The 15,508-nt window shown below is 55.2% G+C and carries 15 protein-coding genes and 3 pseudogenes; 9 read left to right on the top strand and 9 right to left on the bottom strand.

Annotated features, from left to right (window positions below):
* Positions 1-104 precede the first annotated feature (104 nt).
* A complete protein-coding gene (locus HMPREF9371_RS01060; RefSeq protein WP_232203060.1) occupies positions 105-485 on the top strand; it encodes a hypothetical protein in 381 nt (126 codons plus the stop codon).
* Positions 486-536: 51 nt separating this feature from the next.
* Positions 537-767 (top strand): annotated as a pseudogene (locus HMPREF9371_RS13980) (hypothetical protein).
* Between the two features lie 164 nt (positions 768-931).
* Here the strand turns inward: HMPREF9371_RS13980 and HMPREF9371_RS01065 are convergent.
* Positions 932-1,615, bottom strand: a complete 684-nt coding sequence (locus HMPREF9371_RS01065; protein WP_009117944.1) for a S24 family peptidase — start codon at positions 1,613-1,615, stop codon at positions 932-934.
* Between the two features lie 172 nt (positions 1,616-1,787).
* Here HMPREF9371_RS01065 and HMPREF9371_RS01070 point away from each other — a divergent pair, with 172 nt between their 5' ends.
* Positions 1,788-2,069, top strand: a complete 282-nt coding sequence (locus HMPREF9371_RS01070) for a hypothetical protein (protein WP_009117945.1) — start codon at positions 1,788-1,790, stop codon at positions 2,067-2,069.
* Between the two features lie 30 nt (positions 2,070-2,099).
* Entirely contained in the window at positions 2,100-3,845 is a 1,746-nt protein-coding gene (gene recD, locus HMPREF9371_RS01075) for an exodeoxyribonuclease V subunit alpha (protein WP_009117946.1), read from the top strand.
* A gap of 108 nt (positions 3,846-3,953) precedes the next feature.
* On the opposite strand, the gene HMPREF9371_RS01080 is transcribed toward recD, so the two are convergent.
* The 3 genes from HMPREF9371_RS01080 to HMPREF9371_RS01090 form a co-directional block, all read right to left on the bottom strand.
* Complete coding sequence (locus tag HMPREF9371_RS01080) at positions 3,954-4,298, bottom strand: 4a-hydroxytetrahydrobiopterin dehydratase (RefSeq protein WP_009117947.1); 345 nt, start codon at positions 4,296-4,298, stop codon at positions 3,954-3,956.
* Positions 4,295-5,116 carry a phenylalanine 4-monooxygenase gene (phhA, locus tag HMPREF9371_RS01085; RefSeq protein WP_040659904.1) on the bottom strand — a complete coding sequence of 274 codons (822 nt, stop codon included), beginning with the start codon at positions 5,114-5,116 and terminating at the stop codon, positions 4,295-4,297. The genes HMPREF9371_RS01080 and phhA overlap by 4 nt, the downstream gene beginning before the upstream one ends.
* Positions 5,117-5,221: 105 nt before the next feature.
* Positions 5,222-5,650 (bottom strand): TIGR01244 family sulfur transferase, encoded by a 429-nt coding sequence (locus HMPREF9371_RS01090; protein WP_009117949.1) that lies wholly within the window; start codon positions 5,648-5,650, stop codon positions 5,222-5,224.
* Between the two features lie 188 nt (positions 5,651-5,838).
* Between HMPREF9371_RS01090 and HMPREF9371_RS01095 the strand changes: the two genes are divergently transcribed.
* From HMPREF9371_RS01095 to ruvX, 4 genes are all read left to right on the top strand, one after another.
* Entirely contained in the window at positions 5,839-8,301 is a 2,463-nt protein-coding gene (locus tag HMPREF9371_RS01095; RefSeq protein ID WP_009117950.1) for a heavy metal translocating P-type ATPase, read from the top strand.
* 268 nt (positions 8,302-8,569) lie between these two features.
* Complete coding sequence (gene dut / locus HMPREF9371_RS01100; protein ID WP_009117952.1) at positions 8,570-9,022, top strand: dUTP diphosphatase; 453 nt, start codon at positions 8,570-8,572, stop codon at positions 9,020-9,022.
* Positions 9,023-9,089: 67 nt separating this feature from the next.
* Complete coding sequence (locus HMPREF9371_RS01105; RefSeq protein ID WP_040659906.1) at positions 9,090-9,635, top strand: YqgE/AlgH family protein; 546 nt, start codon at positions 9,090-9,092, stop codon at positions 9,633-9,635.
* A complete protein-coding gene (gene ruvX / locus HMPREF9371_RS01110; protein WP_009117954.1) occupies positions 9,628-10,086 on the top strand; it encodes a Holliday junction resolvase RuvX in 459 nt (152 codons plus the stop codon). Before HMPREF9371_RS01105 ends, ruvX begins: the two co-directional genes overlap by 8 nt.
* A gap of 412 nt (positions 10,087-10,498) precedes the next feature.
* Here ruvX and HMPREF9371_RS13830 read toward each other — a convergent pair whose 3' ends face one another.
* The 3 genes and pseudogenes from HMPREF9371_RS13830 to HMPREF9371_RS12945 all read right to left on the bottom strand — a co-directional run.
* Positions 10,499-11,146, bottom strand: coding sequence for an isochorismatase family protein (locus HMPREF9371_RS13830; RefSeq protein ID WP_332247798.1), 648 nt, complete (start codon positions 11,144-11,146; stop codon positions 10,499-10,501).
* Positions 11,143-11,289, bottom strand: coding sequence for a hypothetical protein (locus tag HMPREF9371_RS13835; RefSeq protein ID WP_332247799.1), 147 nt, complete (start codon positions 11,287-11,289; stop codon positions 11,143-11,145). The genes HMPREF9371_RS13830 and HMPREF9371_RS13835 overlap by 4 nt, the downstream gene beginning before the upstream one ends.
* A 319-nt stretch (positions 11,290-11,608) precedes the next feature.
* A pseudogene (locus HMPREF9371_RS12945) lies at positions 11,609-11,796 on the bottom strand (ATP-dependent exonuclease); the annotation flags it as partial.
* A 1-nt stretch (position 11,797) separates the two neighbouring features.
* On the opposite strand from HMPREF9371_RS12945, the pseudogene HMPREF9371_RS01125 reads away from it, so the two are divergent.
* A pseudogene (locus tag HMPREF9371_RS01125) lies at positions 11,798-12,326 on the top strand (IS1595 family transposase); the annotation flags it as partial.
* 25 nt (positions 12,327-12,351) lie between these two features.
* Here the strand turns inward: HMPREF9371_RS01125 and HMPREF9371_RS01130 are convergent.
* Entirely contained in the window at positions 12,352-14,334 is a 1,983-nt protein-coding gene (locus HMPREF9371_RS01130) for a DNA topoisomerase IV subunit B (RefSeq protein WP_009117958.1), read from the bottom strand.
* A 180-nt stretch (positions 14,335-14,514) separates the two neighbouring features.
* Positions 14,515-15,492 carry a SecDF P1 head subdomain-containing protein gene (locus HMPREF9371_RS01135; protein WP_009117959.1) on the bottom strand — a complete coding sequence of 326 codons (978 nt, stop codon included), beginning with the start codon at positions 15,490-15,492 and terminating at the stop codon, positions 14,515-14,517.
* Between the last annotated feature and the right edge of the window lie 16 nt (positions 15,493-15,508).

Raw genomic sequence — 15,508 nt, forward strand, 5'->3', positions numbered from 1 at the left:
CTAACGCCGCGGTAATGGAAAGCATCATCATGAATTCTTTTTTAATTGGTATGGGCTTTGGCGCCGTGATTGGCACGGTGATCGGTTTTGTCATGATGTGGGTCATGTCGGACCGTGCCGCGCGCGATTATCCGGTTTTGGCCATCGATGTGCCGCCCGATGCCGAGCACAGCCCGGAATTTCAGGCGTGGGCGAAGAAAAACCGCTACCGCCTGAAGCCGGACGGCAGCTACACAAAAGGCAGCGGCTTGCTGACCAGCGCCACGGAAATCCGTTTTGCCGACGGCCGGATGCTGGTGCAGGAGTGCGTGAATTTTCTGTTTGCCCGCCGCCGTTTTGCTTTGAATGCGCCGGTGATGCTCGGTAAGCCGGTGCGCAAAAGCAAGCTCAATCGCTTGAATCAGCTGTTGGCCGATTGGCAGCTGTCGCCGGTGCCGATGGCTGAAGTCAAGCCGACGGAGCATAGGGTTCGCATCCGCCGTTAAGTCAGAGAGGTTAAAGGTTTGGCAGTCTGAGACCTTTGCAAAAACCCCTATCTGCGGCGTATTTCTGCGTTATGCGTTTATGCCCTATATGGGTACTGCTCGCTCGCTTGCCTATCTGTCTGATATGTCTGCCCCACGGGGATTCCTGCATTCACGCTCGCTGCGCTGCTACGCTTTGAACCGCATCCACATCTGGGGGTTTTGCAAAGGTCTCAGTGTTTTTACTTCGTAAATTGGTTCACAAGGTTGCTGGTGGTGCATCTTGCAAATCACATTGAGTAAATACTAGATAAATATATTATTTATTCAACATGATATGCAATATTTTTGGGGCTGACGTAGATTAGTAGCCTATTATGGCTGCCAATGCAATCCGAAAAATTTCATTATATTTCGTAATATTATATCCATATTTAGTGATTTCACTTTCTAAGTCCCAAGCTTTTTTAAATCTGCCTGCTAAACCACTCGATTTTGCCGATGACGGCAAAATCGTCTTCCGTCTGATGCAAATGAATTTGGAAAGCAGGATAAGATTCGTTGGCCGAAATCACATTCACCACGCCGCCGGGTACCAGTTGCAAGCGTTTGACCAATAGGTTCTCGTTGATCCGCAGCACATACAGGCCGTCTCGAGGCGTGGTTTCACGCAGATTCACCAAAATCAGATCGCCATCATTGAGCACCCCTTCCATAGAGTCGCCTTTAACCGTGATGACGGCCAGCTGCGAGGCATCGGTTTTCATCAGGCGTTCGATGGTGTGGCGCTGAAAAGGGAGGGCACCAACAGGCGCTTCATCGCCCACCAAACGGCCGTGGCCCGCTGCGGCTTGAATGTCGTATTGGGGGATGAAGACAAAATCTTCAATGTCATACTGATTAGCCAGTGTGTCGCTCACGGTTTGCACCGCATTGCCGCTTGCGAAAGCATCGCCTTCTCCGGTCAGCAGCCAATCCAGAGAGCAGTGCTTCAATTCTTTAATTTTCAGAAGGGTTTCTGCTTTGGGCAGGCCATCCTCCTTCCAAATACGGCTGAAGCCGGCCAAAGTCATGCCGATGTCTGCCGCAATTTTTGAGGGCGTGGTGTGCGCACCCCACAGGAAAAGCAGCCTGTCTTTAAAGTTTTTCATAGCGAATACCTCAAAATATGTCTGTGTTGTATCTGAATCTTGGGCTGATTTTAATTTTTTATTTCATAAAAAGCAATATCTTGATTAAATCTTTAGAAAATCTGACTTGATATCTTTATTTTTTCTTATTAAATTTTAGGTAAATCTTAATTTGAATAGATGGAGTAAAGAAATGTATCGCATTCGCCTGTTGATATTGAGTGGCATGGTTTTGCTCGGTTTTTCTGTTTTTTCAGGCAAAGAGCAGGTGATGGCTTCTCCGGCGGCGGTATTGCCTGCAAGCTGCTCCGAAGTTTCAGCCCAGCTCTCCGCATCCGAACCAGTGCTTGACGGTAGGAAAAAAGTATTCCAACTGCAATGTCAGGCAGAATGGGAGGTGGACATTCGTGCCGAGTGGTATGAAGAAATGAATCATCTAGAAAGCATGGCCGGTATTGTTTATGATCCGATCTGATCTGCGCTCAGCATTACTCAGGCTTTTTTCATGATGTCTTCTGCTCACAACTCTTTGTCCGGCCATCCTGCCGCTTCGGCCATCATGGCGACTTTCCGAAAATACGCCCCAACGGCAGCCGAGACGGTTGAGCCTTATTTGGATGCCTTGCTGCATGCTCAAGAGGCGGGCCACAGTTTTATTGTTGTCGGTAAAGCGCAGGCTGCGGCATTAAGGCAAGCCGAGCCGATTGTGGGTGACGGTTCGTCAGCTAGCCCGCTGGTTTTACAAGGGAATCGTTTATACAGTGCTAGGGTGTTTGCCTGGGAGCAGGAAATTGCCGAGCAGCTTTACCGATTGTCCGGCTTATCGGTCAGGCTAGCTGATGACGGGTACATTCGGCGGCAGCTGGAGGCTTGGTTTCCCGGCCGGGCATCACAAGAACAAAAAGCCGCTGCGGCTTTGGCCTTGTTGCAGCCTTTTATTTTGATCAGCGGCGGGCCGGGAACCGGCAAAACCACTACGGTGGCGAAATTATTGGCTTTGTTGTGCGGCGAGGAAGAGCGTTTGCCGCGTATTGCTTTGGCCGCGCCCACCGGTAAGGCCGCCGCCCACATGACGCGCTCCGTGCATGGGGCACTCAGCACATTTTCTTTGCCAGCCCCTGTTTACACACATCTGGCGGCTTTAGAGGGACAAACCGTCCACCGGCTCCTGCGCTTGAATCCTTTGGATTCGGCAGCAAAATATGATGCGCAGCAGCCCTTGCCTTACGACATCTTGGTTGTGGACGAAGCCTCTATGCTCGATTTCGCGCTGCTGTTGAAAATTTTGCGGGCTGTGCCGAACGGTGGCCGCTTGATTTTGCTGGGAGATGAGAACCAATTGCCTCCGGTGGGCATGGGTGCACTGCTGCCGGCTTTGGCGAAGCCAACGTGTTTGACGCCTCGGCAGAGTGAAATTGTGTCTGTTTGGCTACCTGAAAATATGCCGTTTGCCGTCAATGATGAGCCGCCTCCCTTGTCTGCCCATGTGGCCAAGTTGACGCGCAGTCACCGCTTCAACCCGGAAAAAGGCGTGGGTGCGTTGGCACAAGCGGTTGTGGCCGGCTCGGCTGAATGCGCGGTGGCGGCTTTTTCACATTTCGAGAAGGATCTGTTTTGGCAGACTTCGTCTTTACCGGAATTGGCCCGGGCTTTTTTCCGGCAGCAGCAAACGTATTGGCAAGCCGTTTCGTCGGGTGATCCGGCTGCTTGCTTGATCGAGCAACAGCGCTGTGTGGTTTTGGCTGCGTTGCGTTCTGATGCGGAGGCCTTCAATCAGGTCTACCGCCGTTTATTGGCAAAAGCGGGCAAAGCCGGTCAAGACGGCTGGTTTGCCGGCCAGGTTTTGATGGCGGTAGAAAACGATTATGCCGTCAATGTTTTCAACGGCGACATCGGTATCGTTTTGCCGCATGAAGGCCGGTTGGTTGCTTTTTTCCCACATGCTGCAGGATACCGTCCGATTGCACTCAGCCGTTTGCCGCTTTGTGAAACCGCATTCGCAATGACGGTGCACAAAAGCCAAGGTTCTGAATATCGGGAGGTTTGGTTGCTGCCACCGCAGGGGCATTCGGTGCAATCGGGTGCTTTGTTTGACCGCAGCCTGCTTTACACTGCGGTTACCCGAGCCAAGGAAACCTTTGTGTATGCAGGAGATCCGGAAGGCTTGAAGCAAGCGGTCAAGCGGAAAAGCATACGCAACAACGGCTTGAAAGAAGCCATCGCCAAGCGGTTTGCCCGAACGGGTGGCTGAGAGAAGAGCTAGACAAAGATTCGGGTTTCGATGTGTGCTTTCCGATAAAAGAGCACATCGAAACCCGAATATTGCATTAAATATATGAAAATCAGTTGTTTTTCTTGTTTATTCCATCAACAGGGCATCGGTTTTGGCGGCCATGATGAAATCATTACGGTGCAAACCTTGGATGCTGTGCGACCACCAAGTAACGGTGACTTTACCCCATTCAGTAAAAATGCCTGGGTGGTGGCCTTCGGTTTCGGCTAAATCGGCCAATCGGTTGCTGAAAGCCATGGCTTGCTTGAAGTTTTTGAAGCCAAACACTCGCTTCAGCTGCAAAACGCCGTCGATGACCACAGCTTGCCAGTCTGGTATCAGGCGCATCAATTCGGACAATTCGGCATCGCTGACTTTGGGCGCGTCTGCCCGGCAGGCCTCGCAGCGTTGTTGGGCCAATTCTGTGCTCATAGGGTCTCCTTTTGGTTTTTACCGGTTTCGTTCAAACTCGGGTGCGGGGCGAACAGGCCTTTTTGCATGGCGCGGCGCACCTCGGACATGATGTCGGTATCGGCAATCTCGAACAGGCTGTTCATATTGTCGATGACGTAATAAATTGGTTGGATGTGGTCGATGCGGTAAGGGGTGCGCAGTACGTCGGCTATATTGAATGGCCGGTGTTCGGGCGCATCACTCAGCGCATAGCGGGTTTCTGCCGGCGAACTCAAAATACCGCCGCCGTAAATGCGCCGCTCGTCTGCCTGGCCGCCGACCAAGCCGAATTCCACGGTAAACCAATACAGGCGGGCCAAAAACACCCGCTCTTCTTTAGAGGCCGCCAGGCCGAGTTTGCCGTAGGTTTCGTTGAAGGCAGCAAAGGCGGGGTGGGTGAGCAGGGGGCAGTGGCCGACGATTTCGTGGAAAATATCCGGCTCCTGAATGTATTGGAAATCCTCCTGCCGGCGGATAAAGGTGGCCACCGGAAAAGCTTTGTTGGCCAAGAGATCGAAAAAACGGCTGAACGAAATCAGTGCCGGTACGGCTGCCGTGCGCCAGCCGGTGGTCTCCTGTAAAACCGCATCCACCTCAGCCAGCTGGGGAATCCTGTCCCGAGGCAGTTTCAGCTTGGCCAAGCCGTCCATGTATGCCTGGCAGGCGCGGCCGGGTAGGGCCGGTTGCTGCTGCGCCATCAAGTCCCGCCACACCTGATTCTCTTCTTCGCTATAGCGGATGAAGCCGTCGGCATCGGCCTCGCGGGCGACATAAGGTGCTTTCACAGCCGTCTCCATGCGTGTCTCCTGATGATTCAGATGGTTGCTTATTGTTATTGGTTTTTTCAGAGCCGGCTGCCGGATGTTCCGGCGGCCGGCCGCTTGCATTTGTTTGCCTGTTTTTTATGGGCGTGCGGCTTCCAGACGCGGCAGGGCGGTACTCAGATCAATACCGGCAGCGGCGGCGGTTTGCAGCAATTGTTGCGGGTCGGCGCCTGCGGCGGCTTCGGCCAGCGCCCACAGAATCGAGCTACGGGTACCGGTGCGGCAGAAAGCCAATACGGGGCTGTGGCTTTGGGCCACGGCTTCGGCAAAGGTTTTCGCATCGTTTAATTGGATTTGCGGCGCCACTACCGGCTGATGGATAAAGTGCTCGATGCCGGCTTCGTCGGCCCACTGGCGCAGCTGCTCAGTGGAGGGTTGGCCGGGTTCTTCGCCTTCGGGGCGGTTGCAGATGAGGGTGCGGATGCCCTGCGCAGCGGCGGCTTCGATTTCGGCACGGCCGACTTGCGGGGCAACAAACAGTTTGGGGCTGAGTTGGCCGAATGACATATCGGGTCCTTTCTATGGGTTCGGAAAAGGCTTTCAGGTAGCCTGTTACGGTGGAATGGTAACGGAAAGCGCCGCTTGAGGCTACCTGAAAGCCGGTAGAGTTGCCATTTGTCCTGCCGAGCAGTGTGCGGGATGCCCTGTGCCGACGGCCAACACGGAAGCCGCCCATCGGCTATAATCCGCCCGCTATGAAAAACCAAACCGAACATGCTTCCCCCACCTGCTTCCATTGCGGCTTGGATGTGCCCGCCTCGGTGGATTTGCCGGTGGTTTTCGAAGGGGAAACCCATTCCACCTGCTGCGTTGGCTGCCAAGCGGTGGCCGAGAGCATTATCGCTGCCGGCTTGGGCAGCTATTACCACCGCCGCACGGCCGATGCCGAGCGTGCCGCCCTGCCGCCGCCGGATGTGTTGGAACAGCTCAAGCTGTACGATCTGCCCGATGTGCAGGCCGAGTTTGTGGAAACCCGTTCCGAGCACGAGCGCGAGGCGGTGTTGATGTTGGGTGGGGTGACTTGTGCCGCTTGTGTGTGGCTGATCGAGCAGCAGCTGTTGCGCTTGGACGGCGTGCTGCGGGCTGAAGTCAATTACAGCACCTTGCGCGCGCGGGTGGCTTGGGACAACAGCCGCGTGGCTTTGTCGGACATTCTGCTGTGCGTGCGCCGCACCGGCTACGAGGCCGCACCTTACGATGCCAACAAGCTGGAAGTGCAGGCGCAAGCGGAACGGCGGCAGGCGCTGACCCGTTTGTGGGTGGCCGGTTTGGCGATGATGCAGGTGATGATGTACATCATTCCGGTGTATCTCTACGGCGGCGAAATCGAGCCGTGGTTTTTGTGGATATTGCATTGGGCCAATATGATTCTCACCCTGCCGGTGATGTTTTATTCGGCGGTGCCGTTTTTCAAAGGCGCTTGGCGCGACATGAAAAACCGCCGCTTAGGCATGGATACGCCGGTGGCGCTGGCCATCTCGGCGGCATTCGGCGCCAGCTTTGTGGCGCTGGTGCTGGGCTACGAGCGCGGCATTTATTTCGATTCGGTGTCGATGTTTGTGTTTCTGCTGCTGGGCGGCCGCTATTTGGAGCAGATGGCGCGGCGCAAAGCAGGCGATGCCGCCGAGCGTTTGGTGAAACTGGTGCCGGCATTCTGCCACCGCTTGCCCGCCTATCCCGATACCGCGCAGATGGAAGAAGCGGTGGTGGCGCGGCTGCAGAGCGGCGAGGTGGTGTTGGTGAAAGCCGGCGAAGTGGTGCCGGTGGATGGCGAGGTGTTGTCCGGCGAGAGCGAGGTGAATGAGGCCATCCTCACCGGCGAGAGTCTGCCGGTGGCGAAATATGCCGGTTCGGCCGTCACCGCCGGCACGTTGAACATTGGCAGCCCGCTGGTGGTGCGGGTGTCGGAAACCGGTTCGGGCACCCGTTTGGGCCACATCGTGCGCCTGCTCGACCGTGCTTTGGCGGAAAAACCGCGTATGGTGGAGCTGGCCGACCGCCATGCTTCTTCTTTTGTATTGGGACTGCTGCTGCTGAGCGCTGTGGTGTTCGGCGTGTGGCTGTATCTGGCGGATTTTGAAACGGCTTGGTGGATTACGGTGTCACTGCTGGTGGTGACCTGCCCGTGCGCTTTGTCGCTGGCCACGCCGGCGGCACTGGCGGCCAGCACCGGCCGTTTGGCGGGCGAGGGGGTATTGATCGGGCGCGGTCACAGCTTGGAAACGCTGGCCAAGGTGGATACCGTGGTGCTGGACAAAACCGGCACCCTCACCGAAGGCCGCTTGGCGGTGGAAAACATTCTGCTGGCTGATGGCGTCAGCCGCGAACAGGCGGTGGCGGTGGCACAGGCTTTGGAGCGGCAGTCGGAACACCCGGTGGCGCAGGCCCTGATGGCGCTGCCGGCGGCCGGCGTTTCAGGTAGCCTGCAGCCGCGGCAAACCCTCAACCGCGTCGGCCACGGCATGGCGGCGGTGTTCGACGGCGACGGGCAGGAAGAATGGCGTATCGGCCGTTTCAGTTATGTGGCCGAAATCGCCGGCAGGCTACCTGAAAGCCTGCACACCGAACACGCCGGCACCGCAGTTTATTTGGGCCACCGCCGCGGTTTCGCCGCCGTTTTCCTGCTGCAGGACCAAATCAAAAACGGCGTGGCCGATATGGTGGCCGCCCTGCATGCACAGGGTTTGCGCCTGCATCTGCTCAGCGGTGACCGCGAAGCGGCGGTGCAGAGCGTGGCCCGGCGGCTCGGCTTGGACGCCTTGCGCGCCGAAGCCGCGCCCGAAGACAAACTGGCTTATGTGCAGGATTTGCAGGCGCAAGGCCGCTGCGTGCTGATGGTGGGCGACGGCATCAACGACGCGCCGGTGCTGGCGCAGGCCGATGTGTCGTTAGCGGTGGCCGAAGGGGCCGATGTGGCGCGCGAAGGCGCAGACGTGCTGCTGATCAACAGCGATATGCGCATTTTGCCCCAACTCACCGCCGCCGCCCGCCGTACCCGCCGCATCATTCGCGAGAACCTGTGGTGGGCCACCGCCTACAATCTGATTGCCGTGCCGCTGGCCGCCTTCGGCTATGTGACGCCTTTTGTGGCCGCCTTGGGCATGAGTCTCAGCTCGCTGTTGGTCTCCGCCAATGCCTTGCGCCTGTTGCGCAAATAGTGCCGGGTTTTCGCTTCACAGAAAGCCCCACGGCCTGCTTTCAGGTAGCCTGAGACCTTTGCAAAAGCTCCAGATGTGGATGCAGTTCAAGGCGTAGCAGCGCAGCGAGCGTGAACGCCAGGAATCCCCGTGGGGCAGACATATCATAAGATAGGCAAGCGAGCGAGCAGCACACAACGCAGAAATGCGCCGCAGATGGGGATTTTGCAAAGGTCTCAGCCTGTTGCCGTGCCGTCATCACATCAACACTCCATTATTAAGGACATTCATGAACCCCATTGTCGAATTGAAAATCCTCCATCCCCAAATGCAAAACGCGCTGCCGGCATACGCCACCCCCGGATCGGCCGGCCTGGACTTGCGCGCTTGTCTGGACGAAGCCGTTACCCTGCCGCCGGGCGGCACGCTTCTGGTGCCCACCGGCATTGCCGTGCACCTGGCCGACCCCAATTACGCCGCCATGCTGTTGCCGCGCTCCGGCCTCGGCCACAAAAACGGCATCGTGCTGGGCAATTTGGTGGGCTTGATCGACTCCGATTATCAGGGCGAGTTGAAAGTGTCGCTGTGGAACCGCAGCTCGGAGCCGTTTGTGGTGGAACCGATGGCGCGGATTGCGCAGATGGTGATCGTGCCGGTGCTGCAGGCTTCGTTTCGGGTGGTGGACGAATTTGCCGCCAGCCAGCGCGGCGAAGGCGGCTTCGGCAGCACAGGCCGCGCCTGAGGCTACCTGAAACCTTCCGCCCGATTCGGGTATCATGCTGTTTATTGTGTCTGCAAGAAAGCCGAACATGAATCTGAGCAACCACTTCCTCATTGCCATGCCCGATATGCGCGATCCGTTTTTTTCAGGTAGCGTGGTGTATGTTTGCGATTATTCCGACGAAGGCGCCACCGGCGTGGTGATCAACAAACCTTCGCCGCTGCCGGTGCGGAAGGTGCTCGAATCGATGCAGCACCGCGTGCCGCCGTATTTCGCTGAAGGTTATGTGTTGGTGGGCGGGCCGGTGCAGACCGACCGCGGCTTTCTGCTGCACACGCCGGCCGGCAGTTGGAAAAGCAGTTTGGCGGTGAACAACGAAATCGCGCTGACTTCTTCCGACGACATTCTGGCCCATCTGGAAGACGAAGCGCAGGTACATAAAGCGCTGCTGTTTATGGGCTATTCCGGTTGGAGCCCCGGACAGCTGGAGCAGGAACTGGCCGACAACAGCTGGCTCACCGTGCCGGCGGATTTGGGCATTGTGTTCGACCTGCCGCACGAAGCGCGCTACGACGCTGCCATCAAGCTCTTGAACATCGTGCCCGAGCAGCTGGGGGCCGGCGGCCATGCTTAAACCGATGCACGGCACCACGCTGGCTTTCGATTTCGGCGAAACCCGCATCGGCGTGGCACAAGGTGACGCCGAAATCGGCATCGCCCACCCGCTGGCCACGGTAGCGGGGGAGGGCAACGAAGTGAAGTTCGCCGCCATCGCCAAGCTGGTGGCGCAATGGCAGCCGGTACAGCTGGTGGTCGGGCTGCCGGTGCATACCGACGGCAGCGAACACGAGCTTACCCGTCTGGCACGCAAATTCGGCCGGCGCCTGCACGGCCGTTTCGGCTTGCCGGTATATTGGGTGGACGAGCGGCTGACTTCGCTGTATGCCGAAAGCCTGCTGGCCGAAGCCGGCCTGCGCGGACGCAAACAAAAGCCGGTACTCGACCAAGTGGCGGCACAGGCCATTTTGCAGGGCTTTTTCGAAAGCGGCTGGGTAGAAATGTTTCACGGGCGCACGGCAGATTAGCGCCGCTTCGGATGCGCCAACAAAAAACCTGAGACCTTTGCCCCCAAGAGTTCTCTGAATGCCCCCGCTCGTCAAACAGAGATCTTTACCTCCCCATCTGCAGCACATTTCTGAGTTGTGCATTCATCCCCTAGAAATGCTGTTCGCTCACTTGCCTGTCTCTCTTGAGATGTCTAAGTCTACGGGATTCTTGGCATTCACGTTCGCGGTGCTGCTACGCCTTGAGCCGCATTCACATTTGAGGGTTTTGCAAGGGCCATAGAAGATGTCACAATGCGCTGGCTGAATTATAGGTGTTAATCAAAGATTAGAAGACAAATGTAGCAGCTTATATACCAGATGACATTAATCCAATTGATCTTAATAGGATTACTGAAAATAAAAATCGTGGACAGACTATTAATATTAAAGGTTATTCCGATTCGCAACCCAATCCATCGATGCATCCGTTGATTCTGTGGGTACATTTTTCCGGATGGTTCGGTGCATACTTAGCGCAAGGAAGGTGGGGAACGAAACGATGCGCATCACTTAAATGACGCAGAGAAGAAGGACAATGGTGCTGCTTGAGCCAGTCGGCCACAGCATTAGCATCATCCAACAAAATTGCACCGACCTCGCGCATTTTCTGCAAAGCAGCCGCCACGGTGTCTTCCCCCATACCCCGACAGGCTGCAAGATTCACCAAAACCTGCCAATTGCCGTAGCGGCACAGCTGAAGGACGGTTTCTTTGACCGAATAATCGGTCGCCAAACCGCCCACAATCAAACAATCCGCTTGGCGCACCTGCAACCACTCTAACAAACCGGTACTCAGCGTTTCAGCAGTATCATGGAAACAACAACCGTAAGGGTGCATATTTATATCCAAGCCTTGGTGTACCAAGAAATCATATTCTTCAGGTTCAGGCAGACCAGGGAGCGGCAGAAAGCCCGGCGTCCCCACCTCAGCATGGCGCACCCAGGTTTGGTCCACATTCGGATAACCCAATTTTTGCCCCATCTGCTCCGGCTGCTCCACCACCCACACAGCATTAGGACCATGAGCGTCACGGGTCAAAACGCGCCAATGCGCCAATGCGGCATTGCGGCATTGCGGTTTAATTCCGGAGCGATTAGATCTCCACCAGGTACCGGTAACTCACTTGGACACAAAGGTGAAAAAGCCCGTTGGGCACTGATATCAATGGAGATAATCGACATGGACGCTTCCTTTAAATTTACATATGCAAATATAAATAGCAAAACAATGATTAATTTACGCTATTATAGTTAATTAGAGTTAATATGCAAGTTATTCGCAATTTTATTTTGCTCGATAAAATAATAGTAATATTATATCTTTGATGGTTTTATTTTCTCAAAAATTTAAAGCTTAATTTCACCCTTTACTTTAAAACATATTTTTATACAAATTAATATATATTAATAATTTACACAAAATAAGGCATCTTAAAAAGAGGATATTTTGACTTGCATAGCGCATCAAAGCATCCTCTTCGACTTCTCTGATATATAAAATCTGAAACCTTTGCAAAATTCCCAGATGTGGATGCCGTTCAAGGCGTAGCAGCGCAGTGAACGTGAACACCAGGAATCCCCGTAGAACAGACATATCATCTACAAGGCTAAGCGAGCGAACAGTACCCATAGGGCATAAACGCACAACGCAGAAATGCGCCGCAGATGGGGGGGTTGCAAAGGTCTCATACTGTTTTACCGCAAACCCCGCCTCGTTATCAGTCATCATTTGGCTTTAGAGGCGGATCAGGTTTTTGAGGGCTCCATAGAATTGGACGAGAGCTACTTCGGCGGTAAGCGCAAAGGAAAACGCGGCAGAGGAGCCGCAGGCAAAGTGATGGTTTTCGGTATTCTCAAACACGGTGGCAAGGTTTATACCGTCGTGGCGGACAATGCCAAGAGGGAAAGTTTATTTCCTGTCATTACAAAGAAAATTCTGCCGGACAGCGTGGTTTATACGGACAGCCTGAGCAGTGACGACGTACTGGATGTCAGTGGTTTTCACCACCACAGGATTAACCACAGTAAGGCATTTGCCGAGAGGCAAAACCACATCAACGGCATTGAGAATTTCTGGAATCAGGCCAAGCGTGTCTTGCGCAAATATGATGGCATTGACCGAAAGTCTTTTCCTATTCTTGAAAGCATGCGCATTTGGTTTTAATTTTGGGACATCAAAGCGGCAGCTAAAAATCCTGCGGATTTGGTGTGAAGTTTAGGATAGGAATAATCTACTTCAGCCCTTTAAATATCCACCCGCGCCGTATCGCCCTCGGCCTCCATCCACGCGCGGCGGCTGGCGGCTTCGCCTTTGCCCATCAGTTTGACGAAGATGCTGTGGGTGTGTTCGTGCGCCGTTTCGGGAATCTGCACCTGCAACAGGCGGCGGGTGTCGGGGTGCATGGTGGTGTCTTTGAGCTGGTCGGGGTTCATCTCGCCCAAGCCTTTGAAGCGGCTGATGGAATAGGCGGTTTCTTTCACGCCTTCTTTTTGCAGCCGCTCCAAAATGCCGTCCAACTCGCCCTGATCGAGCGCGTAGAATTTGCGCGCGGGTTTGCTTTTGCCTTGCGCGTTGACATCCACGCGGAACAGCGGCGGTTGGGCTACATAAATATGGCCGTCTGAAACCAGTTTGGGGAAGTGGCGGTAAAACAGGGTGAGCAGCAGCACTTGGATGTGCGAGCCGTCCACGTCGGCATCGGAGAGGATGGCGATTTTGCCGTAACGCAGGCCGCTTAAATCGGGGTTGTCGTTCGCGCCGTGCGGGTCGACACCGATGGCAACGGCGATGTCGTGGATTTCGGCATTGCCGAACAGTTGGTCTTGATGCACTTCAAAGCTGTTCAGCACTTTGCCGCGCAGGGGCAAAATGGCTTGGGTGGCTTTGTCGCGCGCGAGTTTGGCCGAACCGCCCGCCGAGTCGCCCTCTACTAAGAAGAGTTCGTTTTCGCGGATGTCTTCGCTTTCGCAATCGGTGAGCTTGCCGGGCAGCACGGCCACGCCGCTGCCTTTTTTCTTCTCGATTTTTTTCACCGAACGCATCCGCGCCTGCGCCTGCTTGATGGCGAGTTCGGCAATTTTTTTACCGGCTTCGACGTTTTGGTTGAGCCACAATTCCAGCGGGTCGCCCGACACGGCGGCGACGAGCTTGAGCGCGTCGCGGTTGGTGAGTTTGTCTTTGGTTTGGCCTTGGAATTGCGGGTCGAGCACGCGGGCGGATAACACGAATGCCACGCGGCCGAACACGTCGTCGCTCTGCACTTTCACGCCGCGCGGCAGCAGATTGTGGTGGTTGATGAAGTTGTTCACCGCTTGGAACACGGCTTGTTTCAAACCGGCTTCGTGCGTGCCGCCGAGCGGGGTGGGAATCAGGTTGACATAGCTTTCGCTGTTGCACGAACCTTCTTCCAGCCAAGTGAGCGCAAACGCCGCGCCTTCGCCCGCGCTGAAATCGCTGTCGTGGCCGTCTGAAAGATAGTTTTCCGAAGCGAACACCGGCACGGCTTCCTGCGCCTCGCTGATTAAGTCGAGCAGATAGCTTTTCAGGCCGTCGGGGTAATGCCACGTTTGGGTTTGGCTTTCAGGTAGCCCTTTCTGCGGGCGGGTGAGCGACACGGTAACGCCCGGCAGCAGCACCGCTTTGGCGCGCAACAGGCGCTCAAGCTCGGCGATGCTGTATTGCGGGCTTTCAAAATATTTGCCGTCCGGCCACACGCGCACTTCGGTGCCGCTGTCTTTCACCGCGCATTTGCCGACTTCGGCCAACGGCTCCAACACCGCACCGCCCGCAAACACGATGCGGTGGATTTTGCCTTCGCGCTTCACGGTCACTTCCAGCCGTTTGGAAAGCGCGTTGGTTACCGACACGCCCACCCCGTGCAGGCCGCCTGAAAAAGCATACGCGCCGTCGCCGCTTTTCTTGTTGAACTTGCCGCCCGCATGCAGTTGCGTGAACACCAGCTCCACCACCGGCAAACCTTCCACCGGATGCAGCCCCACCGGAATGCCACGCCCGTTGTCGCGCACGGAAAGCGAGCCGTCTTCATGGATTTCCACTTTGATTTCATCGGCAAAACCGCCGAGCGCTTCGTCGGCGGCGTTGTCGATCACCTCTTGGCAGATGTGGGTGGGGCTGTCGGTGCGGGTGTACATGCCTGGCCGTTCTTTTACCGGCTCCAAGCCTTTGAGGACGGTGATGCTGGATTCGCTGTATTGGGGTGTGGTCATGAGGGTTGATACGGTCAATTTGGTTGGCGCTTTTCAGCTGTTGGAGGAAGGCTACCTGAAAACAGATGTTTCAATTGAAATCGGTCGCGATTCTAACATGGAGCAAAAGCGTTTCAGAATGTCTGAAAGTGCTTTCGGCTAGGCCGTTTTGGTCCTTATGAGTGAGCAATATCTCCTGAATCAAGGGTGACGTTTCAATTGCCACAAAAGATGTTCCACTTGTTCTTCAAAATGAAATAAGCCGATATACAGGGTGTTTCCGCCGACTCGGGGAATGGTGTGCCCGGTCAGGCGGTTTTCTTTATCCAATAAATAAAATGTTGTTTCGGGCAGCCGGCTCCATCTTTGGGCGGCCTCCTCTTTCAAGACGATCACCGCTTCATAATAATCAGGAGAAAGCGATTGCATTCTGCCGGTGCTGGGTCGGCGGCTGATGATCAAGCTTTCCGCGTCATCTTGGCTGAAACGCCAAGCAGGACGCGTCCACGCTTGAATCTGTCCGGCCGCTTGCAGGGGAAAACTAGCCAGTGTGACGGTGTTGAAGTTTTCAGGTAGCCTGCCATGTTCATGCAGCAGGCGGATTTCCAAATGATTTTGAAGATGGGCCGCAAAATTTTCAGCATCTTGCAGGGTGGTTAAGCCGCTGGAGATGCGTAAACGCCCACCATTGATTTCGGTTTGGATAATCGGTGCGCTGAACAGCAAGCCTGAGGAGTGGTCCATTAAGGCAATGCGGGAGCCGAGATGGGTACGGGTAAATTGTGCAAACGGCTCGACGGCCGTTTCTTGCAGATGAACATCTACGGCAAATTCCCTACCATCAAATTCGGGCTTCACCGAAGCAATGTCTTGCTCCGAAAAAAATACCTGATCGCTGATATGAACCGTTTCCGTCCGGGAGGGCTGGGGCTGGGTGTCATCCGCATAGGAAAGATTTCGGATTCGGTAATGCTGCCTTTCGGCAGGAGGAATATCGTGTTCTGAAAATATCAGATGCTCGATTTGAAAACTTAATTGTTGTGCCGGAACGGTTGCGATGATTTCGGCATGTAATGGTTTGACCAGCAGCAACAGACCCGCCAGCAAATACCCTTGGTTTCTTGCCGCCCGCCATTTTTTCTTTGCGGCATAAGAACGAGCAACGGCAAAAAATTTCATAGGACGCTTTCGGAAA

Source organism: Neisseria shayeganii 871 (assembly GCF_000226875.1).
Classification (GTDB): domain Bacteria; phylum Pseudomonadota; class Gammaproteobacteria; order Burkholderiales; family Neisseriaceae; genus Eikenella; species Eikenella shayeganii.